This is a genomic window from Leptospira interrogans (assembly GCF_900156205.1).
Taxonomy (GTDB): domain Bacteria; phylum Spirochaetota; class Leptospiria; order Leptospirales; family Leptospiraceae; genus Leptospira; species Leptospira interrogans.
In genome coordinates, this window is sequence record NZ_FTNA01000002.1 from 58,490 (window position 1) to 80,244 (window position 21,755).

20 protein-coding genes are annotated in these 21,755 nt (G+C 35.5%); 10 read left to right on the top strand and 10 right to left on the bottom strand.

The genetic code is table 11. From position 1 onward, the window contains the following. The first annotated feature begins 9 nt into the window (after positions 1-9). Together BW942_RS01850 and BW942_RS01855 are read left to right on the top strand one after the other, a co-directional pair. Entirely contained in the window at positions 10-1,011 is a 1,002-nt protein-coding gene (locus tag BW942_RS01850; RefSeq protein ID WP_000459126.1) for a PLP-dependent cysteine synthase family protein, read from the top strand. Next, complete coding sequence (locus tag BW942_RS01855) at positions 1,008-2,912, top strand: AAA domain-containing protein (protein WP_000654973.1); 1,905 nt, start codon at positions 1,008-1,010, stop codon at positions 2,910-2,912. Before BW942_RS01850 ends, BW942_RS01855 begins: the two co-directional genes overlap by 4 nt. Before the next feature lie 820 nt (positions 2,913-3,732). Here the strand turns inward: BW942_RS01855 and BW942_RS01860 are convergent. Further along, positions 3,733-4,368 carry an NrsF family protein gene (locus BW942_RS01860; RefSeq protein WP_000488571.1) on the bottom strand — a complete coding sequence of 212 codons (636 nt, stop codon included), beginning with the start codon at positions 4,366-4,368 and terminating at the stop codon, positions 3,733-3,735. Positions 4,369-4,521: 153 nt separating this feature from the next. On the opposite strand from BW942_RS01860, the gene BW942_RS01870 reads away from it, so the two are divergent. From BW942_RS01870 to gshAB, 7 genes are read left to right on the top strand one after another with little or no spacing between them, the layout of a single operon-like run. Next, positions 4,522-5,076: an RNA polymerase sigma factor gene (locus tag BW942_RS01870; protein ID WP_001274737.1), complete on the top strand. Its 555-nt coding sequence runs from the start codon at positions 4,522-4,524 to the stop codon at positions 5,074-5,076. 33 nt (positions 5,077-5,109) lie between these two features. Next, the gene (locus tag BW942_RS01875) at positions 5,110-6,330 is read left to right on the top strand and encodes a GNAT family N-acetyltransferase (protein ID WP_001083543.1); all 1,221 of its coding nucleotides are present in this window, start codon (positions 5,110-5,112) and stop codon (positions 6,328-6,330) included. Further along, entirely contained in the window at positions 6,327-6,662 is a 336-nt protein-coding gene (clpS, locus tag BW942_RS01880) for an ATP-dependent Clp protease adapter ClpS (RefSeq protein WP_001279894.1), read from the top strand. Before BW942_RS01875 ends, clpS begins: the two co-directional genes overlap by 4 nt. Next, the gene (gene clpA / locus BW942_RS01885; protein ID WP_001982061.1) at positions 6,659-8,899 is read left to right on the top strand and encodes an ATP-dependent Clp protease ATP-binding subunit ClpA; all 2,241 of its coding nucleotides are present in this window, start codon (positions 6,659-6,661) and stop codon (positions 8,897-8,899) included. The genes clpS and clpA overlap by 4 nt, the downstream gene beginning before the upstream one ends. Positions 8,900-8,912: 13 nt before the next feature. Continuing rightward, positions 8,913-10,646 carry a gamma-glutamyltransferase gene (ggt, locus tag BW942_RS01890; protein ID WP_017861857.1) on the top strand — a complete coding sequence of 578 codons (1,734 nt, stop codon included), beginning with the start codon at positions 8,913-8,915 and terminating at the stop codon, positions 10,644-10,646. Further along, a complete protein-coding gene (gene gshA / locus BW942_RS01895) occupies positions 10,643-12,205 on the top strand; it encodes a glutamate--cysteine ligase (protein WP_002969175.1) in 1,563 nt (520 codons plus the stop codon). The genes ggt and gshA overlap by 4 nt, the downstream gene beginning before the upstream one ends. After that, positions 12,193-13,224, top strand: coding sequence for a bifunctional glutamate--cysteine ligase GshA/glutathione synthetase GshB (gene gshAB, locus BW942_RS01900; RefSeq protein ID WP_001191099.1), 1,032 nt, complete (start codon positions 12,193-12,195; stop codon positions 13,222-13,224). Before gshA ends, gshAB begins: the two co-directional genes overlap by 13 nt. On the opposite strand, the gene BW942_RS01905 is transcribed toward gshAB, so the two are convergent. From BW942_RS01905 to BW942_RS01950, 9 genes are all read right to left on the bottom strand, one after another. Then, positions 13,221-13,463, bottom strand: coding sequence for a glutathione S-transferase N-terminal domain-containing protein (locus tag BW942_RS01905; protein WP_000780847.1), 243 nt, complete (start codon positions 13,461-13,463; stop codon positions 13,221-13,223). The two genes, gshAB and BW942_RS01905, sit on opposite strands and share 4 nt — an antisense overlap. Continuing rightward, positions 13,460-13,783, bottom strand: coding sequence for a Grx4 family monothiol glutaredoxin (gene grxD, locus BW942_RS01910; protein WP_001058137.1), 324 nt, complete (start codon positions 13,781-13,783; stop codon positions 13,460-13,462). Before grxD ends, BW942_RS01905 begins: the two co-directional genes overlap by 4 nt. Then, complete coding sequence (locus BW942_RS01915) at positions 13,780-14,007, bottom strand: BolA/IbaG family iron-sulfur metabolism protein (RefSeq protein ID WP_000150944.1); 228 nt, start codon at positions 14,005-14,007, stop codon at positions 13,780-13,782. Before BW942_RS01915 ends, grxD begins: the two co-directional genes overlap by 4 nt. A gap of 1,942 nt (positions 14,008-15,949) precedes the next feature. Beyond that, positions 15,950-16,213, bottom strand: a complete 264-nt coding sequence (locus BW942_RS01925) for a BolA family protein (RefSeq protein WP_000008605.1) — start codon at positions 16,211-16,213, stop codon at positions 15,950-15,952. A gap of 3 nt (positions 16,214-16,216) precedes the next feature. Beyond that, the gene (locus tag BW942_RS01930; RefSeq protein WP_001053844.1) at positions 16,217-16,990 is read right to left on the bottom strand and encodes an ABC transporter permease; all 774 of its coding nucleotides are present in this window, start codon (positions 16,988-16,990) and stop codon (positions 16,217-16,219) included. Then, positions 16,987-17,904 (bottom strand): ABC transporter ATP-binding protein, encoded by a 918-nt coding sequence (locus BW942_RS01935; protein WP_000666552.1) that lies wholly within the window; start codon positions 17,902-17,904, stop codon positions 16,987-16,989. The genes BW942_RS01930 and BW942_RS01935 overlap by 4 nt, the downstream gene beginning before the upstream one ends. 18 nt (positions 17,905-17,922) lie before the next feature. Then, complete coding sequence (locus BW942_RS01940; RefSeq protein ID WP_000666066.1) at positions 17,923-19,305, bottom strand: dihydrolipoyl dehydrogenase; 1,383 nt, start codon at positions 19,303-19,305, stop codon at positions 17,923-17,925. A 123-nt stretch (positions 19,306-19,428) separates the two neighbouring features. Then, entirely contained in the window at positions 19,429-20,238 is an 810-nt protein-coding gene (locus BW942_RS01945; protein ID WP_155572240.1) for a hydroxyacylglutathione hydrolase, read from the bottom strand. Between the two features lie 8 nt (positions 20,239-20,246). Next, the gene (locus BW942_RS01950; protein WP_000427211.1) at positions 20,247-20,561 is read right to left on the bottom strand and encodes an STAS domain-containing protein; all 315 of its coding nucleotides are present in this window, start codon (positions 20,559-20,561) and stop codon (positions 20,247-20,249) included. A gap of 193 nt (positions 20,562-20,754) precedes the next feature. On the opposite strand from BW942_RS01950, the gene BW942_RS01955 reads away from it, so the two are divergent. Further along, complete coding sequence (locus tag BW942_RS01955) at positions 20,755-21,711, top strand: MBL fold metallo-hydrolase (RefSeq protein WP_001220497.1); 957 nt, start codon at positions 20,755-20,757, stop codon at positions 21,709-21,711. Positions 21,712-21,755: the final 44 nt, after the last annotated feature.

Consider the following 21,755-nt stretch of genomic DNA (forward strand, 5'->3'; position numbering starts at 1 on the left):
CGAAAATATATGTTTGATGAAATATCCCGTTCTATAGACGAATTCGGAAATAGTTTCCTTAGCGCGCTGAACAACATTCAGAAATCTTTTGGGCGGGAGTTGAGCGTAGCAAAACCAGTTAAAGAAACGATTTTGCAGATGATCGGAAATACTCCTCTCATCCGTCTGAATCAAATTGGTTCTCATATTCCTAATGTAGAATTTTATCTCAAAGCAGAATTCTGTAATCCTACCGGTTCGGTAAAAGATAGAACGGCTCTGTCTATGCTTCTTTCTTCTGAAAGAAGAGGAGAATTAAAACCGGCAGGACAAGTGATTCAACCCGGTTATAATACTACCGCGATGAGTCTGGCTTGGATTTGTACAATTCGTCAGTATAAATTTCGTTGTTTAGTGGCAGGTGATACTGATCCTCTAAAGATCAAAGACTTACAAACTTTTGGGGCGCATGTAGAAATAGTTCCAGGGGCAAAAGGAAATTGGGACGACTCTCTTTTAAAAAGAGCTAAGGAAATTAAAGAAAAAGAAAAGAATACTATTATCTTAAACGAGTACAAAGATATGGCGAATACAAATGCTCATTATCTTTTTACAGGCCCTGAGATTTGGAGAGATCTTGGTGGTAATGTGGACGCATTTGTTGCAGGTGGTGGATCTGGTGGAACTCTTTCCGGTGTTGGAAGATTTCTAAAGTCTAAAAAATCTTCTGTTCGGGTGATTATGGGAGTCAGTCAAAAATCTAGATTCATTCGTAAGATGGTTCAAAATGAAAGTTCGATTTATCTTCCGGAATCCTTCGATCCTAAGATCGTAGACGAATATGTAGGCGTGGATCGGGAACAAGCTCTTTTATATCAATCCGATCTCTATCAAAAAGAAGGAATTTTCGCAGGTCAAACTACAGGTACAACTCTTGCTAGTGCGATTCGATTTGCGGAAGGTCTTTCTATCAAAGAAGATTCAAAATCACAGGTCTACAGAATTGTAGTCCTATCCCCTGATCGGTTTTGAAGGATAGAAATTTTTCTGATTCTATTTCTGAGTTAGAGTTTGTTAAAACCGAACTCGAAAGAGAAAAGAAAGAAGAAGATTCTATTTTTTCAAAAGACTGGTTATCACGTCCGATTCCGGATAGAGTTCGACAAGGAATCACTTTATATCCTATTGTTTACGAAGAACAAACTCTGGGAAGAGAAGGAAATTGGATTTTAACCTTTCGATTTTCCAATCAAGAAGAATATCCTATAAAGTTTCAAACCGGCGCCCCGGTTCAATTTGGTAAAAATGAAGATCGAGCTAAAGCTATATTAGTTTCTCTTCATAAAGAAAAAATTAAAATTTCGATCGAAGAGGTTCCGGAATGGGCAGAAGAAGGAAAATGTTTTTTAGATCTTTTGCCGGATGAAACTTCTTACAAAGAGATGTTTAACGCATTAGACGCTGTTAGATTGGCGACTAAAGGAACAAGATTGTATGTAAATCGAGAACTTCTTTTGGGTTATGGAAAACCGGATTTGATTTCAACTCGAGATTCCGATCGTTCTCGTATCTTGGGAAGAATTAGTACGTCTTTGAACGAATCTCAAAAAAATGCAGTTATACATTCAGTTTTATCTGAGGACGTAATGATTATTCACGGACCACCGGGTACAGGCAAAACAACTACATTAACTGAAATTGTAAGCCAACTCGTTGCAGAAGAAAAAAAGATATTAGTATCTGCTCCTACAAATTCTGCTTGTGATCTTCTTGTTGAATCAATTTCGGCAAGAGGAATTCTAGTTTTAAGACTTGGTCATCCGGCTCGGATCAACGAAATCGCAATCCATTCTACCTTAGATTATAAACTATTTCACCATCCAGACGGAAAATTATTAAACGAATATAGGAAAGACGTAATCGAAATTTCAAAACAGGCCAAAAAATTTAAACGGAATTTTGGCGAAAAAGAAAGAGAAGAACGAAAAAAACTTTTTACAGAAGTGAAGGAACTTAAAAAAACGATTCGTTCTATGGAAATAGGGCTGATAGATAGTTTGGTTTCTTCTCATCCTGTAATCGTTTCTACCCCGGTTGCTTCGGCCCGAGGTATTTTAGAAAATAGAACGTTCGACTTTTGTGTGTTAGACGAATCCTCTCAGGCTTTGGAACCAGCTTTTTGGATTCCGATTTTAAAATCGGATCGTGTGATTCTCGCAGGAGATCACAAACAATTACCTCCTACTTTATTTTCTGAAAAAAATTATCTTGAAACTACACTTTTTGAAAAAGCTGTTGAGAATTTAGAATTGTACGGACGCGTTTTTTTACTCGATACACAATACAGAATGAAAGATGAAATATCTGCTTTTCCTTCGAAAGAATTTTATTCGGGTCTTTTAAAATCGGGGCGTTCTGAAAAAGAAAGGAAGTCTAACTTTCCAAAAACATTCCCTTTTTTGAATGCGTTTCAGTGGATCGATACTTCTGGAACCGATAGTGAGGAAGTTATTCTAGATGATAGTATTTCCAATCCATTTGAAGCGGATTTGCAGGTGCGTCTTTGTTTTCTTTTAAAGGAAAACGACTGGCCAGAAGATGAGATTACGATTCTTTCTCCTTATCGCGCTCAAGTTCGATTGATTTCTGAAAAACTAAGAGATGTAGGACTTACAAAAATCAACGTTTCTACAATCGATTCGTTTCAGGGAAGGGAGAATCGTTGCATTTTACTTGGTTTTGTACGTTCTAATTTGGAAGGTCGTTCCGGTTTTTTAAAAGAATCGAGAAGGATCAACGTAGGTATGGCTAGAGCCAGGGATCTTTTACTTTGTATCGGTGATAGTTCCACACTTTCACAAGATCCTTTTTTATCGAAACTTATTCGATTTGCAGAAGAAAAAGAAGTATTTAGGACTGCTTGGGAATTCTAAGCGTTTACTAAGAGTTAGGTTTATTTTTTGGATATAATGTAATCTTGATATAGTAGATTCGTTTTATAAATCCTGATTTTTCTGTAAAAATGAAATGTAGGAACTCATACGGATTTATGTTTTAACGTGAGTTCTGTGTTAAGAGATTGAGAAAGAATTTTCTAAACGTATGGGTTCATACAATTTTAGAATTTGTTCGTAAAATCGTAATTTGTGATAGTTCCCACATTTTGGGAATTGATCCGTAAAGTTTAGGTTCCAACTTTTTTCAGAAAAATAAATTTCTTCATGAACACGAACATACGTTAATTTTACAGTTGAATTTTGAAAATGTGGGAACTCATACAGATTTTAACTACGATAAATGAATGTTTAAAAGTTCGTAATGTGACTTAATCTGTGGGAACTACCACAAGTTAAGATTGTACAGTAAAACTTTCAAAAATTAGGGAATTCTATTGTACTGATCCGTAAAATAAAAATGTGGGAATTCATACTTTCAGAATACATCCGTAAAATTGTGAGTTGTGGTAGTTCCTACGTTATTTTACAGAAGAATTCAATTTTTATGTAGAACTCGCGTTAGTTTAATGAGAAAGGTCGGTTAATTTAACAAAGAGACTTATAAACTCTTCGATTGTAAATTGATAAATAAATTTCGAAAGCAATAGAATTGTTGAAAAATTAATTCTCTATGGGTTTTCGTTGTATGGAAACGGCCGATTGAAGCGTTTTGTTAATTGTTGTTATGGAATTTTTCAACAACTCTAATATATTTAAAGAAAATTTCTCCACGAACTTACTTTAGATTATATATATTTTACCATTTTAAAATATTCTTAAATATAAAAAAACTAAAAAGAAATAAAATTAAACTTGAAGAAACGTGAGAAAATAGAATGTGAAACGAGGATTGATCGATACAAAAGAATTTAAGAAAGAAATTTGCAAATGCCAGGCTGAAAATAGAAAGGATTGCCGCGGCTAAAATAGGATTTCCTGGTTTACCCGTTCTTAAAATCAAAATTCCGTATCCTGCAAAAAGTAGATTTATAATCGATAAAATGATCCAACATTTTCCAATATGGGTTTGAATTTTCTCTTCTAGAATTAAATCCAATCCAAACATACATACGGAATATAAAATCCAAAAGGACGCAAATATTAGTGGAAAACGAACCGATTTGGAAAAGGATTCTTCAGGAAAACGCAATTTAGATAATATCCAAAAAGAATATAGACCGATCGAAGAAATCCATAAGAAATCCGGACACAAGCTCGGAAGATGGATCCAACGACTTGTAAAAGGATGAAAACTAATTAAATAAAGTAATAATATTACGATTATAAAAATAGGTGCTAAAATGAGAAAACGATTCCGTTCGTGTTTTAGAATGGGAGGTTCTTCTACCATTCTTCGAATTAAGGATTCAGTTGTTTGTTCTTTACGAAACATTGATTGTGAGCACTTCGGAAATTTTTCAATTTTCAAGAATGATTGGACAATAATTTCTTCCTGGTCCAAACTGGAAGAGATCGGTTTTAGCTTTTTCTAAACTTATCCAAGTACAGTTTCTTATCTTTTCGAAGGTTCTAAGTAATTAGTTACATGTCAGCTAAAAAAGAAATTTGGGAAGAATGTTCCACTCTGATCCGTAAAACACGCGAAGGAGATCAAATTTCTTTTGAAAAGTTTCTTAGACTCGTAACTGGAATTCTCAGATCATATCTCAGTCCACGTATTAGCAACGAAGAAGATCGAGAAGATTTAATTCAAGAAATTCTAATCGGCCTTTATAAGGCCTGGGATTCTTATAGAGAAGATCGTCATCCTGCACCTTGGATTTTTGCAATTGCCAGATACAAGACGATCGATTATCTACGGAAAAAGAAAAGTGGAGATCGTGTTTTCGCCACGGATAATTTAGAATTTTTTGCTTCACCCGAACCGATCGAAGAAGAACCGGAAAAGGCCAGGGAAATTTTAAAAAAATGGCTGGACGTTTTAGACGAACGACAAAAACAAATTCTCACCCATCTCAAACTAGACGGAATGAGTGTTCGAGAAGTTTCTGAAAAAACCGGACTTTCCGAATCCAACGTCAAGGTAATTACTCACAGAGCGGTTCAAAAGATTCGAAAGCATTTTTCACTCGATCTCTAACAAAAGCGTTGTGATCATCGTCCAAGGATTACTATGAATTCTGATTCTTTGAACGGTGTAGAATTTTTAGATTCTATTTCTTCTATTTCCAAGGAAGAATGGAATCGTATTTCCGATCCTAAAAGTCCTTTTTTAGAATATGATTTTTTACGTTCTTTAGAAGTTTCCGGTTGTATCGGGCCATCCACTTCTTGGATTCAAAAATACTGCGTTCTCTGGAAAGAAAATCGTTTTTCGGCTATGATTCCTTTCTTTTTAAAATTTGATTCTTACGGTGAATACATCTTCGATTTTCAATGGGCTCATTTTTTTACACAAGCAGGACTTTCTTATTACCCAAAGGGTCTGGTTGCCATTCCTTTTACTCCTGCAAACGGAAAAAGGATTTTACACGATGAGAGTCTAACGTTGAAAGAAGTTTGTTCTTATTTGATTCCGGAACTAATTCGTTATTGTGAAAAACAAAAATTATCCGGAGTTCATTTTTTATTTTTGAATAAAGAAGAGTCGGAAACGCTTTCTGAATATGGATTTGTAACCAGACTTTCTCATCAGTATCATTGGATCAATCCTGGATATTCTAATTTTGAAGATTATCTACAAGCGATGAAATCTAAAAAAAGGATGCAGATCAAAAGAGAAAGAGAAATCGTTAAAAGTTACGGCTTTGAAATTAAAGTTTTAGAAGGAAATGAAATTTCAAAATCCGACATGAACTCAATCTGGAGTTTTTATTCAGATACACATTCTCGCAAATGGGGTTCTGCATATTTAAACCGTAAATTTTTTGATTCTTCTTTTGAAACGTTTTTAGATAGAATTGTACTCGTCCTTGCCTATAGAGAAGGTAAAGCGATTGCTGGAACTTTCAATCTACGAAAAGGAGAATTTCTCTATGGAAGATACTGGGGTTGTCTGGAGTATTATCCTCATCTTCATTTTGAATGTTGTTTTTATCAATTGATTGAGTATGCAATCAGAGAGAAAATCAAAGTTTTTGAAGCAGGCGCACAGGGTGAGCATAAGTTTGTTCGAGGTTTTCCGGCAATGCCTACTTATAGTTCTCATTTGATTTTTCATAGCGGTGCCAGAAATGCAATTGAACGTTTTTTAAAAGAAGAAAGATCGCATATGCAGGAAATGATCCAAGAAACAAATGAACATTCCCCCTTAAAAAGAGTTTATACGAATGGCTTATTTGTAAATGAAGTTCTGAATCTTAGACCTACGGATCAGGAGAGTTATGAATCATGAGTGATATCTTTCGATTCGATACGGAAGAACAAACTCTTACAAAAGAGAAGATAAAATTAAAAAAACCTTCTAAATATAGAGTTATTATACTGAACGACGATTTTACTCCTATGGAATTTGTTGTTTGGATTTTACAGATGGTCTTTCATAGAAGCCGTGCCGAAAGTCAACAGATCATGTTGAAAGCTCATATTACTGGTAAGGCGTTATGCGGAGTTTATTCTCACGACGTGGCAAGAACCAAAGTGGCGCAAGTGCAACAATTGGCGGAACAACATGGATACCCGCTTCATTGTACGATGGAAGTGGAGGAAGGAGAGGAGGAGTCATGATTCTTACGGAAGAAATGGAACGTACTTTAAGAAAGGCTTGGGAAGAAGCTAAAAAAAGAAGAAACGAATTTATTACCTTGGAACATATACTTTTAGCTCTGACTTATGATTCTGTTGCCAAAGAAGTTTTGGAAGCCTGTGGAGCCGATATAGAAAGGTTAAGAAAGGATTTGATCGATTATTTGGAAAGTGAACTGGAATCTTTTCCGGAATCTTCTGGAGAAGTAGACCCTATTTATACGATTGGTGTACAACACGTTCTTCAGCTTGCTGAGTTTCATGTTCAATCTACTCGAAATAAAAAAATGGATGGAGGAGATGTTCTTGCCGCTTTATTTCGAGAAGATCAATCCAACGCTGTTTATTTTTTAGGTTCTCAGGATATTTCCAGACTGGACATCGTTCGTTATATTTCTCACGGGATTCGTAAAGATTCTAAAAAAAATCCAGGCAAAGAAATGGCAGGAGAAGAAGGGGAAAAAATCTCCGATCCTCTACGAGCATTTTGTGTGGATCTAACCGCAAAAGCAAAAGAAGGAAAATTAGATCCTATGGTGGGAAGAGAAGACGAACTCGATCGGACCATTCATATTCTATGTAGAAGAAGAAAGAACAATCCTATCTTTGTGGGAGAAGCAGGAGTTGGTAAAACTTCCATTGTGGAAGGACTTGCACAAAGAGTGGTGGACGGAAAGGTTCCGGAACCATTAAAGAATTTGAAAGTATATTCTTTAGATATGGGGCTTTTACTCGCCGGAACTAAGTTTAGAGGGGAATTTGAAGAAAGGCTGAAAAACGTTGTCGCTCAAATCACCGCACAAGAAGATCACGTTCTTTTTATAGACGAAATTCATACGATTATAGGAGCCGGAGCGGTCTCTGGTGGTTCTTTAGATGCTTCTAATCTTTTAAAACCCGCTCTTTCCAGCGGGGAGCTTCGTTGTATCGGAACTACTACCTATAAAGAATTCAAAACTATATTCGAAAAAGATCATGCACTTTCCAGAAGATTTCAAAAAGTAGAAGTAGGAGAACCTTCTATTTCCGAAACGATAGAAATTTTAAAAGGTCTTTTGGAAAAATACGAAAGTTTTCATAAGGTCAAATATTCTTCTTCTGCAGTAGAGCAAGCTGCTGAGTTATCGGCGCGATATATTTTAGATCGTAAACTTCCGGATAAGGCAATTGATCTTTTGGACGAGGCTGGTGCTAGGGTTCGTCTTAGAGAAAGTGGTAAAAAAACTGTCACGGTTCGTGAAATTGAAGATTTAGTTTCTAAAATTGCAAAGGTTCCTTCAGTCACAGTCAAAGCAGACGATCGGGAAAAACTTAAAAATTTAGATGAAGAGCTAAAGGCCAAAATTTACGGACAAGATTCTGCAATTGACCAACTTGTTCAGTCGATTCGACTTTCTAGAAGTGGGCTTTCTGAGCCAGGAAAACCAGTCGGCTCTTTTTTATTTGCTGGTCCGACTGGTGTAGGTAAAACGGAATTAACTCGTAAACTCGCTGAAATCTTAGGAGTGGAACTAATTCGTTTTGATATGAGCGAGTATATGGAGAAACATACAGTTTCTCGTTTGATCGGTTCCCCTCCCGGTTATGTAGGTTTTGAACAAGGGGGACAACTTACAGACGCGGTTTATAGAAATCCTCACTGTGTTCTGCTTCTAGACGAAATCGAAAAAGCTCATGAAGATATTTATAATATACTGTTACAGATTATGGATCACGCGACTCTAACAGATAATAATGGAAGAAAATCCGATTTTCGTCAGGTAATTTTAGTAATGACCACAAATACGGGTGCACGAGAACGTTCTACAAATCCTGTAGGTTTTGCAAATGATCTTTTAGAAGATAGAAGTTTGAAAGCGATCGAAAAACAATTTTCTCCAGAGTTTAGAAATCGTCTTACTGCGGTTATAGAGTTCTCTTCTTTAAATCAAGAAAATGTAACTAAAGTGGTTGCAAAACAGCTTGCTCTTTTACAGGAAAGATTGAATTCTAAACAAATTGAATTGGAGTTTAACGAAGATGTACTCGTTTACATCGCAGATAAGGCTTATACTCCGGAGTTTGGCGCAAGACCCGTTCAAAGATGGATTGATACTCATATTTCAAAACGGATCTCAGAAGAAATTCTTTTTGGCGTTTTAAAATCCGGTGGAAAAGCAAAATTGATTTCCGGTAAAGAAGGAATCGAAATGGAATTCTCTTCCGGAAAAAAGAATTAAAACCGGAAACCAGATGAAACAAATTACAATTCGTATCTTTTTGATACTTTTACTCTTCTCTTGTAGGGAAAATTCTCTTCTGATTGAGGGGAAAAAAATTTCCACCGATCTGCTCGTAGTTCCTTCCCACCAAAAAACGCATACTGATTACTTTAGTGAAAGTAAAAATTTAATGATATCCTCCGATTCTCCTGAGGCGACACAGGCCGGGATCGAAGTAGGCGCGTTAGGCGGAAATGTAGTGGACGTAGTAGTAGCGACTTCTTTTGCAATTTCTGTTACAAGACCCCATTCTACTGGTTTGGGAGGAGGAGGTTTTTTAATTCTTTATTTAAAAGAATTTCCAGAACCGATCGCTTTCGATTTTAGAGAAAGGGCGCCGAATACGTCTTCTAGAGATATGTATAAACTAAAACCTAAGGAAGATTCTCTTTTAGGGTTTAGGGCAGTAGGTGTTCCGGGTAACGTTGCAGGGCTTGTGCAGATCCAAAGACGTTTTGGAAAACTTCCGCTTAAAACTGTGATCTCCCCCTCGATCCGACTCGCCGAGAATGGATTTCCAGTTTATCCAGACCTTCAGTCCGCAATTCAAAAATCTTCTAAAGATATGAGCGAAGAAATGAAAAATATCTTTCTTCCCAAAGGAAAAATTCCGGAGTTAAACAGTATTCTCGTTCAAAAGGATCTTGCAAATTCTCTCAGACTCATTTCCGAAACTGGCGATAAAGAGTTTTATCACGGTAAAATTGCGAATTCGATTGTCAATGCGATGAAAAAAAACGATGGTCTTATCACTCTACAAGATCTGAGCGGTTATAAAGTAATCGAGAAAAAAACAGTACATACAACTTACCACGATTATACGATTTACACGATGCCTCCTCCTTCTTCTGGAGTTCATTTACTGACTATGTTGTCTATGGTGGAAACAAAACCTCTGAAAGAGACGTATGAAAAAGATCCTGTTTTATATTATCATTTTATTGTAGAAGCGATGAGAAGAGGTTATGCGGACAGAGCGATGTTAGGTGGAGATCCTGCCTTTACAAAAATTCCAATTGAACGTCTTGTTTCTAAAAAATACGCGGAAGAAAAAATTTCAAATTTTAATCCTAAAACAGCTTCTAGTAGCTCTTCTTTTTTAAAAACTTTAAACTTTGGAGTAGAATCTCCACAAACTACACATATTTCCGTTATGGATCGTGAAGGAAATTCAGTTTCTACAACTCAGTCTATCAATTTTAGATTTGGAGCTTCTGTAGTCGCTCCTGGAACTGGAATTGTGTTAAACGATACAATGGATGATTTTAGTCGAGCTCCAGGAGAACCAAATGTATACGGTTTAATCGGTGCGGAAGCAAATTCTATACTTCCTAAGAAAACTCCTTTGAGCAGTATGTCTCCTACAATTGTATTTAAAAATAAAGAACCTTTTTTAGTTACTGGTGCTCCTGGAGGTTTTTATATCGTAAACGCCGTTTTACAGTCTTTGATCTATAATTTAGATTTTAATCTGACTTTGTATGAATCCGTAGCCAGGGGAAGAATACATCATCAATTTTTTCCGGATGCGGTATTTATAGAAAAATCAGTAAATGAAAGAAACGTATTTGATGGTCTTTCCTCTAAAAAACACGATCTTAGAATTGCTCCGAACTTTGCGAAACTATTTTCTGTCAAAAGAGAGAATGGAATGCTCTATGGAGCTTGCGATCCACGTGGAGAAGGGGCCACAGGCGGACTTTGAAAACAAAAGAACTTACTCAATCAAAAATAGAAGAGGTTTCTTTAGAAATCCTTCTGAGACACGCGGTAAAAGCAAAACACGGTTTAGAAAAAGAAAGTATGAGAGTCAACCCAGATGGAACTCTCTCAGGAACAACTCATCCGATTCATTTAGGTTCTAGTTTGACCAATCACTATATCAAGACCGATTTTGCAGAACCACAACTAGAATATGCGACTCACCCTCGTCCTAAAGTAGAAGCAAATATTAGAGAATTACAAGATTTGCATATATTTACGATTCGCAAATTGGAAAATGAACTCATCTGGCCTTTTAGTATGCCGCCTGTTTTACCCGAAGAAGAAAACGAAATTCCACTTGGACAATATGGAACTTCTCACTCCGGAAGATGGAAAACGATCTATCGTCATGGATTGGGCCTTCGTTATGGAAGAAGGATGCAAACTATTTCCGGGGTTCATTATAACTTTTCTTTTTCAAAGGTTTTCCTCAGACAGTTTTTGGGAAAAGAAATTTCTAATTTTACAAAGGAAGAGATTTCTTCTTTATACTTACACGTAATTCGGAATTTTTTAAGAAGGGTTCATTTTTTGACTTATCTTACAGGATCTTCTCCTGTTTTTGATTTTACGTTTTTACCAAATCCAGGAAGTTTGAAGTTCGAAAAACATAAGAATTTTACATTATATTCAACTTATGCTACCTCTCTTAGAATGAGCGAGATCGGATATACGAGCAAGGTTCAAGATACATTAGGAATTCATTATAATTCATTGGAAGAATACGTGGATCGTATGTGTTACGCGGTTCATACTCCGTACCCTAAATACGTTTCTTTTTCCGAAAATAAGGACGCTCAACTCAATCCAAATTATCTTCAGATAGAAAATGAATTTTATTCTCCAATTCGTCCGAAACAAATTCCAAAAGGAGATGAAAGACCGTTAGACGCTCTTCTTCAAAGAGGAATTGAGTATATAGAAATTCGTTCTTTGGATATAGATCCATATTCTCCCGTAGGAGTTTGTAGATCTAATCTTGCGTTTACTCAATTGATTCTTTTAGATTCTTTGTTAAAAGTATCTCCTTCTATTTCCGAAGAAGAGAACTTTAGCTTAAAAGAAAATTTGAATTCAGTGATTTGGGAAGGAAGGAATCCAGAATTAAAAATTAACGTAAACGGATCCAAGAGAAATTTCCAAGAAGCAGGTGCGGAATACTCGGAGTCTCTTCGCCACTACGCTAAAATTTTAGATCTTCATGCTGGAAGACGTACGTATCAAGAAGCGATTGATTTCCAAATCAAAAAGTGGAAAAATCCGGATAAAACTCCTTCTGGAAAATTACTTTCAGAAATTCTAAAACGCAATATAGAATTTAGAGAAAAGGGAATTGAACTTGCTCAAGAAAATAAACGAATGTTTTCCTATTTAGAATATTCACCTGGAACCTTGATGAAAATGGAAAAAGAAACGATTCGTTCTTTTCAGGAAAAAGAAGAACTAGAAAAACAGGAAATTCAAACTCAGTATCCTACTGTTAAACTATGCAATCATTGAAATTGAAACCGGGAGAATTTCTTTCTCCGGAAAAATTCGTTTTAGAAGGATTTGAAGATCTAGAAATTTCTACCCAAATTGTACTTAGAGATGCTCTGAATCGAGGATTAGAAGTAGAAATTTTAGATCGTAAAAATCATTTTTTAAGACTTAAAAATCAAAACGGACTTGTTCAATACGTAAAAGAAGCTTCTAAAACTGCACTAGATTCTTACATAACTTTTCTTGTAATGGAAAATAAGACAATTTCAAAAATTATAATGTACGAATATAATTTACAGGTTCCAGCAGGAGATAGTTTTATAGATTCAGAGTCGGCTTTGTTTTTTTGGCAAAAAAATTTAGATCGGAAAATGGTAGTGAAACCTGTAACCACGAATTTCGGAATCGGAATATCAGTTTTACCTCCTCGAACTTCCGAAGAAGATGCCAAAAAAGCGATTAAAATTGCATTCAATCATTCCGAGTCTATCATCGTGGAAGAATTCGCGGAAGGAAACGAATATCGTTTTTTAGTGATCGGAGAAGAAACCGTAGCGGTTTGTAACCGAATTCCGGCTAATGTTACAGGAGATGGAATTCATACAATCCAAGACCTTGTATCTTTTAAAAATGAAGATCCTAGAAGAGGAGTAGGACACGTGACTCCTTTAGAAAAAATTCAGTTAGGCGATACTGAGTTAGATGTTTTACAACAATCCGGTTTTACTAAAGATTTTATTCCCGCAAAAGACCAAAAAGTATTTTTAAGAAAGAATTCGAACATAAGCACTGGAGGAGATTCTATGGATGTGACCGATCTCGCGCATCCATATTATAAAGAACTTGCCGTAAAGGCCGCAAAATCGGTGGGTGCAAAGATATGCGGAGTAGATATTATTTTACAAGATTTGGAAAAAAAGGGAGATTATAGAATATTAGAGTTAAACTTCAATCCGGTTTTATACATTCATAATTATCCGTATGAAGGTAAGAATAGAGATGTAGGAAATAAAATTTTAGACTTACTTGGTTTTTAAAATTTTTTTTTAAGTTTTACGTATTCTACAATGTCTCTGGATTCATACATACGTGTATCCCCATCTACTAAAAAAGGAACTTGGCTTTTTCCTCCTAGTTGAATTACTTCTTCCCTTCCGGGAGTTCCACGACTGGCCTCTATCAGTTCATAATCTTTGCCAGAGACGAGTCCCATTTTTTGAAACTCGTCTCTTACGTAAGAGCAGTAAGGACAGGATTGAAAGTGATATAACTTCATCCTGCGCTTAAGATCCCTGCTTTTTTTTGAAGATCTCCTGTTTTAGCCATCTCTACTACAATATCGTGACCGCCTATAAATTCTCCGTTGATGTAGAGTTGTGGGATGGTAGGCCAGTTTGCATATTCTTTGATTCCTTGGCGTATCGTTTCGTCTGAGAGAACATTAAAAGATCCAAATTGAATTCCTAAACTTCTCAATACGTTAGACACACCGGCGGAAAAACCACACATAGGGGCTTCTGGAGTTCCTTTCATAAATAAAAAGACCTTATTCGATCCAATTAAACCGTCTATTTTTTGTTTTAAGTCATTGTTCATTCTTGTATCCTCGTTTCTAACGCTAAAGCGTGCACTTCTTGTTTTAGTTCTTCTTTTAAAGTTTCGTAAACCATTCTATGTTGTTCCAAAATGGATTTACCTTCAAATCCTTTGTAAATTACAATCGCTTTGATATGTACTCCGTCTTTATAAGGGTCTAAGATTGTTACCTTAGAATCGGGAAGACCGGATTCTATTTTATTTTTAATTTCATCTATTGTCATCGTTCTTTCTTTGTTAGACTTCAATCCAATGGAGTTTTTTGAAGATTTAAGTTTTAGAATTTAGAAAGCCATTTTTGTTACAATCCCAAATTGAAACGTTTTTTATAGTATTTTGGTCAAGATTTTTTTGTTACAAAGATAAAATCGATCTAATCGGAAATTAAGTTTATGAATTTTGTTAGAGAATGATTTAAATTCTATCTTTAGAATTTTTCCTTTTGTCTTTTTTCAGACAATTTATAAAGTTTTTTTGTGCAAAGTATGTTTCAAAATTGTAAATAATACAACTCATACAGATTGTAAAAGAGGCATTCAGAAGATAGGTGGTTTCTGCTTTGCTTATTTTTTTTAAGGCAGAATGATCAGTTGATATTTTCTAAATATATCAATCAATCATATCGTAATTCTCTAAAATATTGATTTGTGATTTCCTTTCAAAGGAAGGCAAGTAGGTTTGTTTTTAGTTGTTTGTTCTCAAAATTATTTTATGCGTGTAAGATTACTGATCTCTATCAAATTGAGTGCCTAAGTGTTTATCACAAAGAGTCATTTCAGATAAGTTCGATAGGATCTGATGGGAAATTGATTGAAACGTAGCTAATTAATGTGAATTCGGTATAACGTAAAAGGGATCGATACGTGGGGGAACTCAACAGAGCGCTCTTTTCAATTCGGCATCTTGCTTTCTGTGGATACTCGAAGTTTCACTCCCTGAATGCCGGTCCTTAGCATAACCTTACCCACAAATAATTGGATCTCAATATAAATCTGTCGGAATTACGACAAAATCTTCTGTAAAACTTAGTTCCCGCCCTTATTTTTGGGTGGGGGAGGAGGTGAAAAGGTTTTCTTTATCAGAAAAACATACTTTTTGCAAGTAAAAAGACTCATTCTTGTCGGAACACTTGAAAAATGTGCCTTTTTGAGCCTTCTGATTCTAAAATCCTATTCAACTTGTGGGTAAGGTGATGGGTCCTTAGGGAGCCATTTGCTGAGTTTTCCGAATCGTGTTCTCATATGTGAATTTGGCGTAAGGAACCCTTGATTCTGAAAAAAGTTGAAATTTGAAATTTATAGATCGACTCCTTAAATGTGGGAACTACCACAATTTAAATAATAGAAGTTTATAACAATGAACCTATCGTATGTAAGTGTGGGAACTATTGCAAATTATGATTTTACGAACAAATTCTAAAATTGTAGGAACTCATACTTCTAGAAAAGTCTTTCTCAGTTGAACTCACTTTAAAATGGGATTTAAGTTTTGATGATGGTCGCAAAATAGTGGTTTTGTACAAAAATCTAATTGGACGATGAATTTCCTAGTAGTTCCCACAATTTTCAAAGTTTAACTGGTAAATTCACGATTTGTGAGAGTTCCCACAGATTAAGTCGTATTACAAATTTTTAAACATTTATTTTTTGTGATTCGGGTCGAGTAGTTCCCACAATTTTCAAGGTTTAACTGGTAAATCCGCGACTTGTGAGAGTTCCCACAGATTAAGTCGTATTACAAATTTTTAAACATTTATTTTTTGTGATTCGAGTCGAGTAGTTCCCACAATTTTCAAAGTTTAACTGGTAAATCCGCGATTTGTGAGAGTTCCCACAGATTAAGTCGCATAATAAATTTTAAAACATTCACTTTTTATGGAAAAATCAGGTTTTTATAAAAAGAATTTCTCCATGAACTCACGTTATAATCAATTGAAACTAAGGATGATTATTATATTACGTTTCTTTTATGCAATTGATTGACTGAAGCTAAAAGTGCGGTCCACAACACAGGATTTGTTCGGTTTTCTTACTCCTGAATTTACAGGATTGAAGTGTAGACTATTGGATTGGGTATTTTATTATATAGTTCTAATTAGAAGTCAAAAATTTATTTTCGTTTGGGAGAATTTAAGTTCAATTCATTTCATAGAAGAATGGCCCACTTTTAAGAACTCGTTTCTAAAGTAATTGCGTGTAAACCTCTATCGATCCAAGGTTTAAGAATAGAATATACCATTCTATGTTGTTCTAATTTAGATTTTCCTAAAAAACTAGGAGAGGCTAATACAATTTTGATATGAGTGCCTTCGGGTTTATTTTCCGGATTTCCAATGTGACCTGAGTGTTGTGCACTAAAATCTTCCACTTCTATATAAGTAGGATTCAAATAAGAAATTAATTGAGAGCGAATTTCTTCTTTAAAACTCATAGATTAGTTTCGGATTCCAATTCCTTTTTTTAATAGATATACGGAAAGAATATAAAAGAATAAGGTTGCCGCTCCAATCATAGAAAGCGCAAACCAAGGATGAATGTCACTGATTCCTAAAAATCCGTAACGGAACGAATTTACCATATATAAAATTGGATTTAATTTGGAAACGTTCTGCCAAAAAGGAGGAAGCATCTGAATGGAATAAAATACTCCACCTAAATAAGTCAAAGGAGTCAAAATAAAAGTAGGAATGATTGTCACGTCGTCGAATTTCTTGGCGTAAAGGGCGTTTAAAAATCCTCCAATTGAAAATAGAAGAGAACTTAAAAATACGGTAGCAATTAACATAGGAAAATTATAAACTTCTAATTTTGTAAAAAATAAAGAAATTGCAATCACTAAAATTCCCACTAAAATTCCTCGGATCACCCCACCTATTGTATACCCTAAAACAATTAAGGATGGGGGAGTTGGAGACACTAAAATTTCCTCTACATTTTTTTGAAACTTAGCACCGAAAAAGGAAGATACTACATTGTTATACGAATTGATAATCACAGACATCATTACAAGGCCAGGAACGATAAATTGTATATAAGTATGATTCCCTATGTTTCCTATTTGAGAACCGACTAACTTTCCGAAGATAATAAAGTAAAGTGAGATTGTGATTCCAGGAGGAATGATCGTCTGAATCCAGATCCGTAGAATTCGAACGGTTTCTTTAATAACTATGGTCTTAAATGCGTTGTATTTTTCAGATAGATTCATAATTTTTTCTCTACCAATTTCAGGAATAGTTCTTCTAAACGATTGGATTTGTTTCTCATACTACTAATTTTAATTTCGTTCTGATCTAAAATTTTAAATAAATCATTTAAAGAAGCATCTCCGTAAATAGAAACTTCTAAAGTGGAGTTATCTGTTTGTTTGATTTCCACACCCGGAATCGTTTTATAAGAGTTGAGATGTCCGGTAAAATCTAAGATAAAGGTTTCGTGATCTAATTTTTGGAGTAGTTCTTTCATGGAAGTATTTTCTACGATTTTTCCCTGATCTATGATGGCGATATTTCTACAAAGACTTTCCGCTTCTTCTAAGTAATGAGTAGTAAGGATCACGGTGATACCGGAGGAGTTCAACTTTTGCAGAAATTCCCAGAGAGACCTTCTAAGTTCAATATCCACACCTGCTGTTGGTTCGTCTAAAATTAAAATTTTAGGATTATGAATGAGAGCCCTTGCGATCATCAACCTTCGTTTCATTCCTCCAGAAAGTCTACCGGCGGCTTCTTTTCTTTTTTCATACAGTCCGAGTTGTTGTAAATATTCTCCAGCTCGTTCCAGCGCTATCTTACGATCCATTCCGTAATAACCACCTTGGTTGACTACGATCTGACTTACTCTTTCAAAGATATTAAAATTAAATTCTTGGGGAACAACACCTATATACGATTTCGCTTTAGAAAGATTTCTATCTAAATCCGCGTCAAAGATTTGAACCTTGCCGGAAGTTTTATTTACGAGCGAACTTAAAATACCGATCGTGGTAGACTTTCCGGCTCCGTTTGGACCAAGTAGGGCGAAAAAATCTCCCTTTTCTACATTTAGGCTGATCCCTTTGAGAGCCGTGACTCCACCTGAGTATGTTTTGACTAAATTTTCAATTTGCAACGCAAACTTCATAAATTTTGAATATTCCTATTATTTTTTGGATTGTAAAAGTTCTTTTGCTTTTCGAGCGGCATTTCTTGCAATTTCGGGTAACGCAGGATGTACGTAGATCATTTTTAAAAGATCGTCTAAAGTGCCTTTCATCGTCATTAAAAGGATAAAAAGATGAATCAAGTTCGAAGCTTCGTCTCCGATTACGTGAGCTCCTAAAACCATTTTGGATTTTTTATCTATTAGGATTTTTACAAATCCGGAATCGGATAATCTCGCCATTCCAGTAGCGCTAGCACTGTATGAATTTTTTGCAGCTACGTAGTCGATTCCTTCTTGGATTAGTTCTTCTTCTGTTTTTCCTACTTTGGCGATCTGGGGATGTGTAAACACTGCATGTGGGACTGGAGGATATTCGATAGGAGTTCTTTTTTTTTCTTGGTATAAGGTGCGGAATAAAAATTCTCCTTCAAAGTTTACGGAATGTCTGTAAAAGTATTTTCCTGTAATATCGCCTAATGCATATACACCTGGAGAAGTAGTTTCTAAATATTCGTTTACGACTATGTATCCGTTTTTATCCGTCTGAATATTCGTATTTTGTAAATTTAAAAGATCTGTGTTGGGTTTAATTCCAGTGGCTACCAAAAGGGCTTCGGATTGAAGCAAAATCGTTTTTCCCTGTGAAATTGCTTCTACATAAAATAAATTTTTATTATATTCTATTTTATGAATGTTTGTGTGTAATAATACATTGTGTTCTTTTGTAAAAATTCTTTCGAACTCATCAACTATGTCTTTGTCCTCGTTTTTGAGCATTCTATTTCTGACTAAAAAAGTGACTTCACTACCAAAAGACGAATAAGCAAAACCTAGTTCTAATGCAATAAAACCACCTCCGATTACAATCATAGATTTGGGAAGATCGGTTCTTCTAAGTGTTTCTCTACTTGTCATAAAAGGGGTTCCAGCAAGTCCAGGAATATCCGGGATCGCTGGCCTTGCACCTGAGGCGATAAAAATTCTTTCTGCGGTTAGTTGTTCCCCGTTTACTGTGATAACCTTATCCGAGATAAAACTCGCTGTTCCTGAAATATAAGTAATGTTTGAATTTTTATCATAAGCGGGAAGGATAGAAGCAGATTCGTCATCTACGGTTTTAGAAATCCTTTCTATAAGAGTTTTAAAATCTACTTCGGGTTTTTTAGGAAATGAAATCTGAAATTTTTCTGAATGTTTTGTCAGAGAAAGGATCTCTGCGGGATAGATCAACATCTTAGAAGGAATACATCCTCGATTGAGGCAGGTGCCGCCTGGATTTTCTTTTTCGATTACGGCGATCTTGTAACCGATTTTAGAAGGAGGAGTAACTAATTTTGTTCCCCCTCCAGTTCCAATTACAATAATATCATATTCTTTCATAAAAAAGAACCGCCTTGGTTACAGATTTTAAACCGATGTCGGAGAGAGCAAACGATTTCTAAGATTAGATCTTAAACTAAAATTTTTCAAAAATAAAATTTAGAAATAAAACTGTATTTCAATTTACCACTTATCTCTCAACGAACGAATCAAAATAAAAAGTTCTGTGGGATTTTGATCTAAGAGACGTTTCGGAGAAATTTTTATAGAAACGTTTTTTAGAAGTTCGGAAGAAGGATGATCACATTGAAGAAACGTGTTGATTCTTCTTTCTTTACCAAGATTGGTTGTAAGGAATTCTATGTTTTTAGGTAGGCGTGAACATTCTTCTAAAGCATCAATTGCGTCTTGATTGGAAGGATTCAGAGATAATGTGAACTTTAAATTCGTTTCTAAGTAATCATGGCCGGGGTAGAGAAGGATTTCCTCTTCTAAAGGATAAAACTGTTCTAAAATTGTTTTTGCAAGAATTGTTGGGTCTCCTCCTCGAAGACAATTTCCAACACCTGCGTTAAAAAGAGTATCTCCCGTAAAAATCGCTGTGGGTTTTTGATTTTCTACAAGAAGAATACAAACGTGGCAAAAAGTGTGACCAGGGGTATCTAAAATTTCTAAATATTCTTTTGCAGAAGATAGAATTTTATCTCCCTTTTGGACAGGATGAGTTGCGTGTGGAATTTTTCCGATTCCTCCTGGATGAGAATAGACTGTGCAGCCATATCTACGGACCAATCCTTGGTTTCCGGAGGTATGATCGGAATGTTCGTGTGTATTGAGAATAAAGTCGAGTTTCCAACCTTTTTTATCTAAAAAAGATTCGATTTGATCAGAATCATAAGGATCAATCGAAATTGTTTGAGAAGTTTCTGAATTTTTAAGAATATAGGTGAAGTTTCGAAGAGGGCTATTTGTATAGATTCGATGGATTTCCAGAAGAGCGCCTAACGAATAATATCCAAATGTTTGTCTAAATTCGCGATTTTTAAAATGGTCATTACGTCTCTACTGATATTTTTGAGTTTGAGGGAACCATTTCTTTCTGTTACGTATTTTTGGGAATTAAAAATGGCTCCGATTCCGGAGGAGTCCAAGTATGCGTCTCCTGAAAAATCCAGAATAATTTCCGTAAAACCCTCTCCGTGTTTTTTGATAATCAATTCCTTGAGGGCAAATGCGTTTTTGAGGCTGATACTACCTTGAATTTTAATCGTACAAGTTGTGCCTTCGGTAAGAATTTCTGTATTAAAATTTTCCACGTCTATTTTGCTCGAATCAGTTTAAATCGTATTCGATTGATTTACTAGGTAAACAAAATTTTTTAAGAACTACTTACCTATAAGAAATTTTTTACAAATAAAAAAGAATTCGCTGGAAATCCTAATGGAATCGGTAAATTTAGACAACATTTTCCTGAAAAATCCTCCACAGATCGGAACTGTTTTTTAATTTATGCGCATAAAATTTTGGGGTGTACGCGGTTCGATTTCTTCCTCGGTTCGCGGAGAATCGATTCGCAGTAAGGTGCAAAAAATTCTTAGCCTAGCGACTCCAGCAGACCTACAAAGCCCTGATGCAATTGACTCCTTTTTAGATTCACTTTCTCTTTCTTATTGGAGTACTTATGGGGGAAATACGACTTGTATTGAAATCCGAGATAAAAAAGACAATTTAGTCATCATAGACGGTGGTACCGGTATCCGAGAATTGGGAAATTCTATTTTGCACGAAGGTTTCCTGGAGGGAAAAGGAAAGGCAAAATGGATTTTTACCCATACCCATTGGGATCATATCCAAGGTGTTCCTTTTTTTGTTCCTCTTTATTCTCCCGGAAACGTATTTGAGTTTTTAAGTTCTGTGGATAACTTAGAAGAACGACTTAAGTATCAACATAGCTTTACACATTTTCCGGTTCCTTATGAAGGATTTAGAGCCACTAAAAATTTTAAATTTATTCCGGAAGGAAAAGCATTTCCTGTAACCGAATCCATTTCGGCAATTTCTAAATCGGTTCGTCATCCGGGCGGAAGTTTTTCCTATCGTTTTGAAGAAGAAGGTAAATCTCTTATCTTTGCTTCAGACGCGGAATTTAATCTGGACGAGATGGAAAATATTCAAGACTATCTAAACTATTTTCGAGGAGCGGACGTACTCGTTTTTGATACTCAGTATACGTTCGAAGAATCACTTCAAAAAATCGATTGGGGGCATAGTTCGGCTTCTATGGCTACGGACATAGCCTTACGGGCCAATGTAAAAAAGTTAGTGATGTTTCATCACGATCCTTCCTACGACGATGAAAAGTTAGACGCTGTTTATTTAAGAGCCTTAAAATATAAAGAGATGTTTGATCCCAACAATCGTCTTGAAATTATCATGGCGCATGAAGGCCTAGAACTGGAAGTATAGCTTGCAGTTTTTCTAATATTATAAATTAAATTTCATCTTTCACT

Coding starts and splice junctions, on each gene's coding strand:
- BW942_RS01850 (WP_000459126.1), top strand. CDS start 10: ATGTTTGATGAAATATCCCGTTCTATAGACGAATTCGGAAATAGTTTC.
- BW942_RS01860 (WP_000488571.1), bottom strand. CDS start 4,368: ATGTTTCGTAAAGAACAAACAACTGAATCCTTAATTCGAAGAATGGTA.
- BW942_RS01870 (WP_001274737.1), top strand. CDS start 4,522: ATGTCAGCTAAAAAAGAAATTTGGGAAGAATGTTCCACTCTGATCCGT.
- BW942_RS01875 (WP_001083543.1), top strand. CDS start 5,110: ATGAATTCTGATTCTTTGAACGGTGTAGAATTTTTAGATTCTATTTCT.
- clpS (WP_001279894.1), top strand. CDS start 6,327: ATGAGTGATATCTTTCGATTCGATACGGAAGAACAAACTCTTACAAAA.
- clpA (WP_001982061.1), top strand. CDS start 6,659: ATGATTCTTACGGAAGAAATGGAACGTACTTTAAGAAAGGCTTGGGAA.
- ggt (WP_017861857.1), top strand. CDS start 8,913: ATGAAACAAATTACAATTCGTATCTTTTTGATACTTTTACTCTTCTCT.
- gshAB (WP_001191099.1), top strand. CDS start 12,193: ATGCAATCATTGAAATTGAAACCGGGAGAATTTCTTTCTCCGGAAAAA.
- BW942_RS01905 (WP_000780847.1), bottom strand. CDS start 13,463: ATGAAGTTATATCACTTTCAATCCTGTCCTTACTGCTCTTACGTAAGA.
- grxD (WP_001058137.1), bottom strand. CDS start 13,783: ATGAACAATGACTTAAAACAAAAAATAGACGGTTTAATTGGATCGAAT.
- BW942_RS01915 (WP_000150944.1), bottom strand. CDS start 14,007: ATGACAATAGATGAAATTAAAAATAAAATAGAATCCGGTCTTCCCGAT.
- BW942_RS01925 (WP_000008605.1), bottom strand. CDS start 16,213: ATGAGTTTTAAAGAAGAAATTCGCTCTCAATTAATTTCTTATTTGAAT.
- BW942_RS01930 (WP_001053844.1), bottom strand. CDS start 16,990: ATGAATCTATCTGAAAAATACAACGCATTTAAGACCATAGTTATTAAA.
- BW942_RS01935 (WP_000666552.1), bottom strand. CDS start 17,904: ATGAAGTTTGCGTTGCAAATTGAAAATTTAGTCAAAACATACTCAGGT.
- BW942_RS01940 (WP_000666066.1), bottom strand. CDS start 19,305: ATGAAAGAATATGATATTATTGTAATTGGAACTGGAGGGGGAACAAAA.
- BW942_RS01955 (WP_001220497.1), top strand. CDS start 20,755: ATGCGCATAAAATTTTGGGGTGTACGCGGTTCGATTTCTTCCTCGGTT.